General features: G+C 44.4%; 9 protein-coding genes. 2 read left to right on the top strand and 7 right to left on the bottom strand.

The window, feature by feature from the left end:
* Nucleotides 1-55: 55 nt before the first annotated feature.
* Together AC5FX4_RS07220 and AC5FX4_RS07215 are read right to left on the bottom strand one after the other, a co-directional pair.
* On the bottom strand, nt 56-217 hold the full coding sequence (locus AC5FX4_RS07220) for a glycine zipper domain-containing protein (RefSeq protein ID WP_493605779.1): 162 nt from the start codon (nt 215-217) through the stop codon (nt 56-58).
* A gap of 43 nt (nt 218-260) precedes the next feature.
* Nucleotides 261-1067: a helix-turn-helix domain-containing protein gene (locus AC5FX4_RS07215; protein WP_493605778.1), complete on the bottom strand. Its 807-nt coding sequence runs from the start codon at nt 1065-1067 to the stop codon at nt 261-263.
* Between the two features lie 137 nt (nt 1068-1204).
* Here AC5FX4_RS07215 and AC5FX4_RS07210 point away from each other — a divergent pair, with 137 nt between their 5' ends.
* The gene (locus tag AC5FX4_RS07210) at nt 1205-2440 is read left to right on the top strand and encodes a hypothetical protein (protein WP_493605777.1); all 1236 of its coding nucleotides are present in this window, start codon (nt 1205-1207) and stop codon (nt 2438-2440) included.
* A gap of 51 nt (nt 2441-2491) precedes the next feature.
* Here the strand turns inward: AC5FX4_RS07210 and ligA are convergent, their stop codons facing one another.
* The 5 genes from ligA to AC5FX4_RS07185 form a co-directional block, all read right to left on the bottom strand.
* On the bottom strand, nt 2492-4510 hold the full coding sequence (gene ligA, locus AC5FX4_RS07205) for an NAD-dependent DNA ligase LigA (protein WP_493605776.1): 2019 nt from the start codon (nt 4508-4510) through the stop codon (nt 2492-2494).
* Nucleotides 4511-4593: 83 nt separating this feature from the next.
* Nucleotides 4594-5316: a cell division protein ZipA gene (gene zipA, locus AC5FX4_RS07200; protein ID WP_493605775.1), complete on the bottom strand. Its 723-nt coding sequence runs from the start codon at nt 5314-5316 to the stop codon at nt 4594-4596.
* Between the two features lie 18 nt (nt 5317-5334).
* Complete coding sequence (locus tag AC5FX4_RS07195) at nt 5335-8727, bottom strand: AAA family ATPase (RefSeq protein WP_493605774.1); 3393 nt, start codon at nt 8725-8727, stop codon at nt 5335-5337.
* A 54-nt stretch (nt 8728-8781) separates the two neighbouring features.
* A complete protein-coding gene (locus AC5FX4_RS07190; protein WP_493605773.1) occupies nt 8782-9513 on the bottom strand; it encodes a TrmH family RNA methyltransferase in 732 nt (243 codons plus the stop codon).
* A gap of 135 nt (nt 9514-9648) precedes the next feature.
* Nucleotides 9649-12147: a S8 family serine peptidase gene (locus tag AC5FX4_RS07185; RefSeq protein WP_493605772.1), complete on the bottom strand. Its 2499-nt coding sequence runs from the start codon at nt 12145-12147 to the stop codon at nt 9649-9651.
* A 609-nt stretch (nt 12148-12756) separates the two neighbouring features.
* Between AC5FX4_RS07185 and AC5FX4_RS07180 the strand changes: the two genes are divergently transcribed.
* Nucleotides 12757-13098, top strand: coding sequence for a hypothetical protein (locus tag AC5FX4_RS07180; RefSeq protein ID WP_493605771.1), 342 nt, complete (start codon nt 12757-12759; stop codon nt 13096-13098).
* The last annotated feature ends 12 nt before the right edge of the window (nt 13099-13110 follow it).

Genomic DNA, 13110 nt, shown 5'->3' with positions numbered 1-13110 from the left:
GGATTTTGCCAACACTACGCAGCATTGGGTGCAGCGTTAACGATCGTTTGAGCTGTTACTCTTTTTTACAACTCTTACCCTGTGAAGAAAAAGCAATACCAAGTGCAGCGCCCAGTGCGATACCGACACCGACATTACCAAAAAGCACTTCGCCAAACACGACGCCTAGCCCTACCCCAATGGCTATCCCCAGTCCTCTATTATTTTTGTTGTCCATATAGTCACTCCTAATGTCACCCAGTTAATTTCGGTGTACAAAATTACACCATCTTTTTGTACCACTTTTTTGGTGTTGTCCCAAAACATTTTTTAAATTGTCGATTTAAATGACTTTGATCGGCAAAGCCGCATTCTAAAGCAATATGTGACCCCGCGTGACCTTGCTCAATGAGAGTGCGGGCTTTTAGGAGTTTCTTTAACAAGAAATAGTGGTAGGGTGTCGTTCCATACAACGACCTGAAATCACGCGTCACTTGCCATTTACTGTAGCTCGCAATGTGTGCCAGTTGATCTAGCGATACCTGTGTTTGCTCAACCAAGCTGCTCGCTGACAAATCGTCTAAATATTCCCTCACTCGGGCAATGGCTGCGTAGTTTTCACGCGTGTGTGGTATCGGCTTGCCCACCAAACATTGTAACTGTGTTGCAAAGCTAAAAATAAGCTCTTGATAGGCTAGCGTTTCAAGTGGTTGGTCAAGCTCAGCGAACATGGCTTGTGCAGTTGCAAGCAACAGCGGATCGGATGTCACGCCCTCTTCGAAAAAAGGCAAACTGCGACCTTGTAAAATCTCCTGCACTTGAACTGGATCGATGAGCATTCCACGATAAGTAAAGTGTGCCTCAGGCAGTGTTGTCCCATCGTGCATTTCATCAGGGTGTAATATTAACACTTGCCCAGGCAATGCATACCTCTGGATTCCCCTATAATGAAAGCTTTGAACACCTCGTAAGGTCATTGCAAAGGCATAAGCTGCATGCTTATGGGGCGCGTAGGCAAAATCATATAAATGTTCTTCGATACGACCAGTACCATCACTCGTACGTTTTACCCAACTTGACCCACTCATCAATACTCAGACCTCTAACTAACACACTTTTATATTCGCCAACACGGCGACTTGGTCATGCACATTTTTGCGCAATATCGTTCAATAAATTCTGATCATCTATTGCTACTATAACCTAAAAAGCCTCGGAGACAGCTATGCAGGAAACTATAAGACTCAATATCATTAAACTTGTCCCTTTAATGGTACTCATTGTGCTGCTCAGTGCTTGCCAAGCAAAAGGTTTACTCAACTTACAAAGTGGTAATGTGCTAGCTTCGCAGCAATGGCAAGGCGTGAGTGACGAGTTTTCGCTCCCATTCGTTTGGCATGATGGGCACATCATCATTGAACTGAGCCTCAATAACAGTGATCCGCTGCGATTTGCCCTTGATTCGGCTGCATCCGCAACGGTTATATTTGAAACCTCTAGAACGCAAGCTACCCCTTTGAAAATTGAAGGCCAACTCGAGCTGAATGGCAAGCAGGTTAATATCGTTAATAACACGCGTGTAGAACTAGGCAATATCACTTTATCTGATCTCACTGTCGTTCATGTGCCGTTATCACAAAACCCATTATTCAGCGATTTTGATAGCGCCTATTTTGATGGTGCAATTGGTTACGACTTGTTTAATCACTACAACATCACAATACACTATGCAGACCAACTCATTGTATTCTCGAAACCAACCACCGACATACAAGTGAGTAAAAAAGATTGGCAGCAGTACCCTATCGCCTTGCAAAGCAGGATCCCATACCTAAAAGCCAACCTGAGTACCCAAAGCGATGCTAACGCAACTTATCAGTTTGCTATAGACACCGGCGCGCCAGATTACATTTATGTAAATGAGCATCTCGCTCAAGGATTTAATTTTCCCAACACAACGTTTCGAAGTCATTTTGAAAACTTTGATGGTGTTCAACAAATTGAAACGGGCCGAATAAAGCAATTTGACTTGTTTGGTGAACGCTTTACGCAAGTCACCGCACACAATCTACCCAAGCTGGAGGATGAGCAAGGCATAGGTTTGGTAGGCAGCGCGCTCTTAAAAAACTTTGATATACACTTTAATTATCAACAAGGTTTTGTCGCTATTCGCAAAAACAAGTTATTTAATACCCGCTCACTACTCGACCGCAGCGGTTTAGTGCTTGAACCACACACCCGAGGTGGCATAGTGAAACAAATCGCGAGCGACTCTCATGCTAAGAATCTGCAATTAAGTGAAGGGAGTATTATCACCCATATTAGCAAGCAAGCCCTTACGGCAAATAACTTTGATGCGTTGCGCAACCTGCTTAGCAGCGAGCAAGCATCCGTTAATATTTGTTGGCTACAAGGACAGCTGCAAAAATGTGCAGATTTACCACTTTACTCACGTATATAAAATGACACTGAGTGAGGTAAGCACGCCTCACTCAATAATTCCTGAAATTAATCACTCATGCTCTGCAAGCAAAGCAATAAGCGCATCTTCATCCAGTACATCAACCCCCAGCTCTTGTGCTTTGGTTAGCTTAGAACCGGCCTTTTCACCCGCAACCAGTGCATGGGTGTTTTTTGAGACACTGCCAGACACTTTCGCACCAAGTGCTTGTAACCGCGCTTTGGCATCATTGCGATTCAGCAGACTCAAAGTACCAGTCAACACGTAAGTTAAACCAGCAAGCGGTTGCTGCTGCTCTGATTTTTTCTCAATTTGTGGCCAATTTAAACCCACTTCAAGTAATGCATTCACCACTTCTTGATTGTGCGGTTCGGCAAAAAATGCATGCAAATGCTTGGCAACGATCACACCGACATCGCTCACTTCCTGTAAGGCATCGACGGATGCAGCCATCACATTATCCAGTGTCATAAAATGATTAGCCAAGTTTTGTGCCGTTGCTTCACCCACTTCTCGAATACCTAATGCATACAAAAACTTAGCTAATGTGGTTGTTTTTGCAGCTTCAAGCGCTGCGACCAGATTTTTGGCCGATTTAGGTCCCATCCGTTCCAGTGACTCAAAGTGACCTTGTTTTAAAATAAACAGATCGGCAGGAGTACGCACTAGCTCACGATCAACGAGTTGCTCTACAATCTTGTCACCTAGTCCATCTACATCGAGCGCTTTACGAGAGGCAAAGTGTTTAATAGCTTGTTTACGCTGCGCCTGACACACTAAACCACCTGTACATCGCGTAACCGCCTCCCCTTCCACGCGTTCCACATGCGATTCACACACAGGACATAACGATGGAAATTCAATCTCACGGGCATCTTCTGGTCGCCTATCCAGTACCACTTGTGTTACTTGCGGGATCACATCCCCTGCACGGCGCACAATCACGGTATCGCCAATTTTTACGCCAAGACGCTCTATTTCATCTCGATTGTGCAACGTCGCATTTGAAACCGTCACCCCGCCTACAAATACAGGCTCTAAGCGAGCAACCGGCGTGATTGCCCCCGTTCGACCTACTTGAAATTCCACATCCAGCAGCTGGGTAATTTCCTCTTGTGCGGGAAACTTAAACGCGATTGCCCAGCGCGGTGCTCTGGCAACAAAGCCAAGTTGCTGTTGTTTATCCTTGTCATTGACCTTAATCACCACGCCATCAATTTCATAGGCAAGGTCTGCACGGCGATTTAAAATATCTTGATAATATGCAAGCACATCTTGTGTCCCTGTCACTAAGCGAGTTTCAGGGCACATTGGGAAACCCCAATCGGTCAGCTTTTTTAGCTGTGCAAAGTGCTCTTGTGGCAGTTCTGCCCCTTGCACAATCCCCAGCGAATAGGCATAAAACATCAATGGACGCTTTGCGGTAATTTTAGAGTCAAGTTGACGCAAGCTACCCGCAGCCGCGTTTCTTGGATTAGCAAAGGTTTTTTCACCTTTGGCCGCAGCCGTTTCATTCAAACGCGCAAATCCAGCACTGTCCATAAACACTTCACCGCGCACTTCCAGTTCTTGTGGAATATCATCGCCACGTAAACGCAGCGGAATATTGCGAATGGTTTTCACATTTTCGGTAATATTTTCACCAACCTGACCATCACCACGAGTCGCGGCTTGTACCAATACGCCGTCGCGATACAAGATTGATACCGCTAAGCCGTCAAGTTTGGGTTCACAACAAAATGTCAACTCTTCAGATTCTAATAGTCGCTCTTTGATACGACGGTTAAATGCGTTGAACTCGGCTTCATCAAACGCGTTATCCAGTGACAACATCGGCACTTGGTGCGTTACTTGCTCAAATTTGCCTAATGCTTGTCCGCCCACTTTTTGCGATGGAGAATCTGGGGTCAAAAACTCTGGATGCTGTGACTCAAGCGCTATCAGCTCACGCATTAAACGGTCATACTCTGCATCAGGAATGCTTGGGTTATCTAACACATAATATTGATAGTTATGCTCTTCTAGCTGCGCTCTTAACCCTAAGATCTGCTCGTTAATTTGCTCTGACATTAAAACCTCTAAAACACAAAAGCCATGAACTTTGATTTAAAGTTCATGGCTTAAAATTAATACTAAGCTGGCCTCATCGCCGCTTAGGCATATTCTCTCACTTTTTCAACATACGCACGTACCGTGTTCACGGAAAGTGGTTCACGCTGGCTATCAAGTACTGTTGCACCAAATTCATCCGCCAGTTTTTTCGCGGCACCATGTAACATGTTAAACGCAGCTAAGCCATCGTCACCTTCACAAGGTAAAGTCATAAATAAACTCACACCAGCGGTGCTAAATTGTTCCATGTTATCAATATCGAATGTACCCGGGTTAAACATGTTTACCAATCGGAATAACACAGGGCCATTACCCGATGGTTCTACATGGCGATTGAAGAACCCTTCTTCTGAATATTTGAAACCTAGGCTTAAAACAGAGGGCAATAAACGTGAGCCCGCCATGCTTAAACCTTCCGGCATTTCGATGTGTAAAATAATAAAATCTTCTGGCTGTGACGCGGCTTTGGGTTCATCCGCCACATCGTCTTGCGTTGCGTCTTTGTCAGTTTCTAATGATGCTTCTGCTGGTACATGTGGCTCATCATCGGTTGCCGCAAAACTTAACTCACCAATTTCTGGTTCATCATCTAAGGCAGAGCGAGTGACCGCAGCCTCACTAGGTTCTGGCTTATTGTCTGGCTGCGTGCCAGCTGGTTGCTCGTCGCTGCCCTTTTTACGCACCGACCATAATCCATGTATCAACAACCCACCAATCACTAATGCGCTGATCACAATTAACGCCCATCTTAATTCTGTGGCCATCACTCACCTTTTTTATTATTACGCTTGTGCCATTTGCACTGCTTGTTCAATATCAACGGCAACCATACGCGAAACACCCGGTTCCGCCATCGTTACCCCCGTCAATCGCCCAGCCATTTCCATTGCTATCTTGTTATGACTGATATAAATAAATTGCACCGTTTGCGACATTTCTTCCACCAAGCGGCAAAATCTGCCCACATTGGCATCATCTAACGGCGCATCGACCTCATCGAGCATACAAAATGGTGCCGGATTGAGTCTAAATATAGAAAACACCAATGATAATGCGGTCAGCGCTTTTTCTCCACCACTTAACAAGTGAATTGTGGAGTTTTTCTTACCTGGCGGCCGCGCCATGATGGTAACACCACTTTCTAACAGGTCATCACTGGTCAATTCTAGGTACGCGCTTCCGCCACCAAACACCTTAGGAAACAGCTCAGCCAAGTCTTCATTGACCTGATCGAACGTTGTTCTAAAGCGTGTTTTAGTTTCCTTATCTATTTTTTTTATTGCCCCTTCCAGGGTCGCGAGCGCCGCAGTTAAGTCATCCAATTGGGCGTCCAAATACTCTTTACGCGCTTTTGCTTGTTCAAACTCTTCAATGGCCGCGAGGTTAACGGCACCAAGCTCGACTAAGCTTTGACTGACTTTGTTTAACTGAGCTTGATGTTTGCTTTGCTCTGCATCGTCGGCCAACTGTTCTAAAACGACTTTCAGATTTTGCTGTAACTCTTGCAAAGGTTCCAAAGCACCCTGTGCTTTGATCATTAAACCTTGTTCGTCGAGTTTAAGCTGTTGAAGTTTCTCGTTAAGTTGTTGAACTTCAGATTGCGCGTTTTTCAAGCTAGCTTGTTTGTTGTGTAGTTGTTCTTTTGCTTTGCTCTGCCCAGCTTGTAAGTCGGTTAATAATTGCTGCTGCGTTTCATGAGTTGCCAACAGTAACGCAATTTTTTCGTCTATTTCAGCTAACGGCTCTTGCAACAGCATTTGTTCTTCTTGCTGCGTATGCAATCGTTCCTGCGCATGATTTTGACTTTGCTCCAAATGCTGCGCTTTGGTTTGGCTTAATTGCCAAGTGCTCGTAGCTTGTTGCTGAATCAACTTTGCGTCATGCCACGCTTGCTGCGCTTGTTGTTTATCTCTGAGCGCGCTCTGTTGCGCTTGCTTGGCCTCAGAAAATTGCGCATTAAAATGCGCATGCTGTTGTTCTAAAGAGGCTAATTGTGATTCTTCCTCCCTTAACAACTGCTGATATTGGGCATATTTTTGACTATCTTGCTGCTGTTTTATCTTACTGGCTTCAAGCTGCTCGTGTAGCGCCTGTTGGTCACTTTGCCATTTTATAATTTGCTCTTGCAGCATATCAATGCGTGTTTTTACACTCGCCATTTCTTGCGCAAGTTGATGTATACACTCTTTATTTTCATTTTGTGACTCTACTAGAGCGGTATGTTTTTGCGTTAGTTGCGTTAATTCACCCTGTGCCGCTGACTGCTGCTCTTCTAGTGTTGGAAGCTGTTGCTCTAACTCTCTCAGTTGTGCATGTTGCAGCAATACTCCCGAACTTTGTTGCTGACTTTTGGCGCTGGCATGCCAGTTACGGCCCATTAAACAGCCATCGCTGTCTATTGCAAACAGCCATTCTTGCGGTTGATAATGTTCTTCTTTTTCAATTAATTGGATTTGGTTTAAAAAATCTGGATAGTTGCCAGATTCAATCACGCTTGCGACTGAGCCCGCTTTACTCGCAGCAGACGAAAGCCAAACAGCATCATGGGCTTTTTCATCGCTTGCCTGTAGGTTAACGATGCCTAACAGCGCTGCTTCAACCCGCGCTTCAAAGCCCTTCTTCACTCGCAATTTGGTGATGAAGCTATCGATGTCTCCCGTTTGCTGTGGCTTGAGTACTTTTAACAATGCATCGATATTTGCGGCACAGCTGGCATACTCAGCTTGTTTTTGCATACAGTCGCTTTGTTGCTCACTGATGTTCGCTGTGCTCAAATCAACTTGGTCACTGAATGTTTTGGCATTGGCCTGCAAACGAGCCATCTCTTGTGCTTTGCGGCTATATTGCCCTTGAAGGTCGGTTAATTCTTGCGTTAGGTCTTGCGCTAATAGTATGTCTAGCTGTGCTTCTATTGCAGTGTATTTTTCTAGATTATGGATCTCGACTTGCTGCGCTTGTGACACATTTTGCTGCGCTTGGTGTACACGCTTTTGCGCCAACGCTTGTTGTTGCTGTAGCTGCGCTTGTTGTGCTTCAAGCGCATGAAATGCGTCAACTAAAGACTGATGTAATTGCTCATACTCTTGAAATTGCGCTTCACACACAAGTGCTTCTTCGGCGCTTAACTGTACCGCTTCTTCATGCTCATTCACGTGTTCTTTTTGCGCCACCAGCAAGTTACTGGCTTCTCGATATGCCTGCTGCTGCTTATCAATATCACTTTGTAACTGGCGAAGCTTGTCTACCAGATGAATTTTTTGCTGTTCACTGCGCGTCAGTTCAGTATGAGTCTGATGAATGCTCTGCTGCTGTGCTGCAATGCCATCACCAAAATGCAACACTTCATTTTCAAGACTAGCCAGCACATCATCGTGGCCACCATGCGCACTATTAAGAAACTCAATTTGTTTTTGTAGCTGCGCTATTTGCTCTGATTTTTGCAGTTGTTTTTGATGAAAACCTTGCCATTTCAATACCGCCAACTCACCTTTTAATGCGCGCTCTTGCGCCTTTAAAGTACGGTAAGATTTGGCATCTTGCGCCTGTGTTGCCAGTTTATCCAGTTGCGCTTGTAGCTCTTGGCGCACATCCAATAGACGTTCTAGGTTCTCGCGGGTACTTTTGATACGCGTTTGCGTTTCTCGACGACGTTCTTTGTATTTAGAAACGCCAGCGGCTTCCTCTAAGAAGATCCTAAGCTCTTGCGGCTTACTCTCAATCAGACGCGAGATCATGCCTTGTTCAATAATGGCATAGCTGCGAGGTCCGAGACCCGTCCCTAAGAAAATATCGGTAATGTCTCGTTTTCGGCATTTACTGCCATTTAAAAAATACAGCGATTGTCCGTCGCGCGTTACCAAGCGCTTAATGGCCACTTGGTTCCTATCTGCTAGTGTCCCGGGTAATCGGCCCGCGGCATTGTCAAACACCAGTTCAACAGAGGCTTGAGAAATGGCTTTTCGATTGGTTGATCCGTTAAAAATAACATCCGTCATGGCATCGCCACGCAGATTTTTCGCAGAGCTTTCACCCAACACCCAACGCACCGCGTCAATCACATTGGATTTGCCGCAGCCGTTCGGACCAACAACACAGGTCATAGGATCGGGAAATGGGATTTTGGTGGGTTCAACAAACGACTTAAACCCGGCCAATTTGATACTGCTTAGGCGCATATTGTTATTTTTATTGGTAACTTAAACAAAACATAGCAAAGCGAGCAGCAAAAATTAACTACCACGTTTGATGTTATCTAAAATAATACCGGTTGCCATCGCCACGTTCAGCGATTCAGCACCACCAAAAGCAGGAATGGTGATTGGCGTATTAACGTATTGTCCCGCTTGTTCACGAATACCGTGGGATTCACTGCCCATTACCAACACACCTTTTTTTGCAAATTCGGTGCTATGTACACTTTGCCCATCAAGGTATGCGCCATAAATAGCACCGTCATACTGCGACAAGAATTCGTTTAATTGAGTACGCACAACATTAACGCGTACAAACGATCCCATGGTCGCGCTAATCACTTTAGGGTTAAGATGATCGGCACAGTCTTCGCTCACCACAATTTGCTTGAGTCCATACCAGTCCGCCACCCGAATAATGGTACCTAGGTTACCGGGGTCCGATACACCATCTAATGCTAACACAAGGCCTGATGTATCAATGGCTTGCGATTCTGGTGTTGGCACAACGGCAATCGCCGCATTGTTACTCACAAGCGTACTCGCTTTAGTCAGGCTTTCTGCATCCGCTTCGACACATGAAATGGCTTTGAGTTTGTCGCTATGCGTTTCAATAAATGCAGCCGTGGCAAATAATTGGCTAATCTCAATGCCCGCAGTGATCAGCTCTAGTACATTTTTTTCACCCTGTACCAGATATAAACCATGTTGCTTACGGTATTTTTTTTGTGCCAAAGAACGTAACAGTTTTAGTTGGTTTTTAGAGATCATAGCCACCCCAGTTTACAGAAGAGGTGATTATACCTGAGGGATTAAAGAATGCGAGAATAAGCCTTTATTTACTGAACCTTGTAAGAAGATTAAAAAAGGGCTCAATGAGCCCTTTTTATGCATCATAAATATTGATTATTCAAAAGAAACCGTTACTTCTTCAGAACAAATATTTTCGCCTACACAAATTTTGTAAATATACTGGTTTTGCGTCGCGTTACGGATGAAATCTCTGTAAGTACCCGTATTAGCCGTCGTGTCAATCTTCGCGCCATCACGGAAAACATCTACCGTATCTGACGATGCGCCTTGGTATGACAACTCAACTCGTGCGTAGTCTAAGCGTGTTTTGTTGGCACGTTTAAGTTTTAGCTCAAGCACGTCCACTGAAACAGTCACAGATTGAACTTTAGTGCTTGTTAAACCGGTTTCGTCTGTGACTGTTAATGTCACATCATATGTGCCAGCCGCTGCAAATGCGTGTACTGGGTTTTGTTCAGTTGAAGTATTACCATCTCCAAAATCCCATGCCCAACTCACAATGTCATTGTTTGCATCAGAGCTTGAATCGCTAAATGTCACATTGAGTTTATCTGCTGCGTACGCAAAGTTTGCTTCTGGTGCACTTGGTGCAACGTCGCCTAAACCTGTTAACGTCAGAGACCACTGATTCAATGTACCTGTATCTTCTGCATAGGTATCTTCTACTTTTAATACCCAATCACCCGTTGCAACTTCGCCATTGAATACATCAGATTCAAACGATTGCTTAATGTCGTCCGCATTACCGCCCGCTTTATTGTGCAATGTTGCTACAGTACCTGCTGGTGAAGTGAGCGTAACCACTAGGTCACCGATGTAAGTATGCGTAATATCTAAGAAAGTGCTTGAACCAAAGATAGTTACTTCATCAGGCACAGTGATCACAGATGTAATACCCGCTGGATCGTTATCAGGAATATCCGCACTCGTGGTATTGCTGTAGTTGAAGTCGTTTAGACCCTGTGGCAACACATATACCGATACTTGCTTGCTCTGAACGAGTTCGCCGCTTGTTGCAGTTACGTTGAATGAGTATTCACCCCAACGCGTATCATCCTCTGTTGCAACTGAAAGCGAGAAGCTTTGACCCGGCTGTACGATATCCGTAGATAAAGTCGCGCCTGGTAAATCACCGTCTACTGTTAGTGCAATTTCACCTGTCCAGTCTGCTACAGACAATACATCAAAGTTATAAGTTGCAGTGTCACCCGCCACAATTTCTTGAGATTGAGGTGTTACTGACATTCTGAAACCTGGCTCTGGATCAGCATATTCAAGTGCTCTTGCTGCGTTCAAACGCTTACCTGATACCACTTTGCCGTTTAATGCTTCGTTTTCATCACCCGAGTCCATCAGCACAGCTTTCAACTCTTCAGTTGTCAATGTTGGATTCACTGACAACGCAAGTGCTGCCACACCAGCAACATGAGGTGTTGCCATTGAAGTACCTGAGTATGTGTCATAGCCACCACCCGGCACGGTTGACAAAATAGCTGAACCCGGCGCGCCCAAGTCAACACTCGTTAAGCCCCATTGTGAGAAGCCTGACATCGCATCTGTGTGTGTGGTACTTGCAACAGACAATATAGACGCATGCTCATAGCTTGATGGATAATGTGGGTTAACATCGTTATCTACCGCGCTGTTACCCGCTGCCGCAACAAACAAAATACCCGCTTCTTCAGACGCTGTTAGGGCATCAGCCATCGCTTGGTTGTAGCCACCGCCACCCCAACTGTTGTTTGACACGCGCACATCAACACCCGCTTCACGTAAACCAACAAGGTAATCGATACACTTGATCGCATCAGATGTAGAACCACTGCCTGATGCATCTAAGAATTTACAACCAACAATAGAAACTTGGTGGTTAACACCCACTACACCCGTGCCATCATTACCTACCGCACCAATAGTACCCGATACGTGTGTACCATGGCCTTGGTCGTCCATAGGGTCGCCCACATTAGTAATCGCATTAATACCGTGAACATCATCAATATAACCATTGTTATCATCATCGATACCATTACCCGCGATTTCATTTGGGTTAGTCCAAATATTTGCAGCGAGATCAGGGTGAGAATGGTCAACACCGGTATCAATAACCCCTACCACAACGTCACGGCTACCTACAGAAATATCCCATGCTTCCACCGCATCAATATCCGCATCCGCTGTACCACCTGTTTGACCAGTATTGTGCAGACCCCATAATTCACCAAATCTTGGGTCATCAGGTGTACCCATCACACTGACTTTGTAATCCGGCTCTGCATATTCAACCGCTGGGTGAGAATTAAGCGCATTCAATGCACCTTTAACGTCTTTGTTGTCGAGTTTGAATTTTGCAAGACGGCCTTTTAGTACATGACGATATGCGTCATCAATTTCATCTTGGTTAAGGTCAGAGATTTTAGCGGCAACTAATTTACGCGCCGAAATACGCTGCGCTTTGGTTGCATCTTTTTTGTATACAACAATTAACGCATCGCTTACAGCTTCAATTGTATTTTGTTTTTCAACGTGAAGCGCCGCTTGCGAAAGGCAAGGAAGAATAGCAAGAGTTAAAGCAGATAATTTTAGTTTCATTTTGTTGGTGTCCATTAAGTTCTTATTAGTTAACAAGCGTACTGACAGCTCGCTTAACCAGATTGTTAGCAGCCACAAAGGAGGCTACTGGCTAATGAATCCCACCAATTTCTATGAGTAAATTACTCCAAACATGCCGCTCACGCACAATGAGGCAACATGCAAAACACTTTATTTAAGCAACGCATTTAGAAAACACTAAAAATAGGTACTCTGCAATAGCCAAATGTTAAAACCATACAAATAGACTAAAAAACCTCATCAACACAAAAAATTAACAATAATGTATGAAAAAACCTTAACCCTGCCCAATGAAAATACTCATACTTTTTAAGTGAATTAATATAACAACCCGTTTCTAAAATCACTATCCATTGATATTAAACAGAAAAATTTTCATTAAAATTTCGTATTCCCTATCAACTCGCTCTTGTCTAATGTGGGGTACAAGGTCGTTTGAAGCAAAAGTGAAACAAAATGCTAACAGTGCAAAGTGTCTTGTGTACCTCTAAAGTTTGTAACATTTGTTCCTCTTTAGGGCTGTTAATTAGCACTTTTTTAGTTAGTTATGAAGTTTTCGCAGGCTCCGTCGACCTAAAAGAGTCCCCCTTGTCTTTGAGTATTAGTCCATCATTGTCTGTGCATGCACACCTGCAGGCAACGATTATGCAAAGCGGAACACTGAATAAAGCAACGATAAACCAAATAGGTGACGAACTAAACTTGGTGTCTCTCGTGCAACTCGGTTCAAACAACTTGGCCGACATTACACAAGCAGGCGCTAATAACAGCGTTAATTTAGTGCAGTATGGTGACAATAACTTTACATCCATAGTGCAACAAGGTGACGCCAATGTCGTCAATTTAACGCAGTTAGGTGAGCAATCCCTCATGATCCAGCAACAAGGTAATGACATGGTGCTCAATATCAGCGTTACAAAAGACCAATGATAAACAAGGAAA

This window comes from Pseudoalteromonas sp. ATL1 (assembly GCF_058933015.1).
Note: the sequence above shows the minus strand (reverse complement) of the source record. Positions and strands in the feature narration are given on the sequence as shown.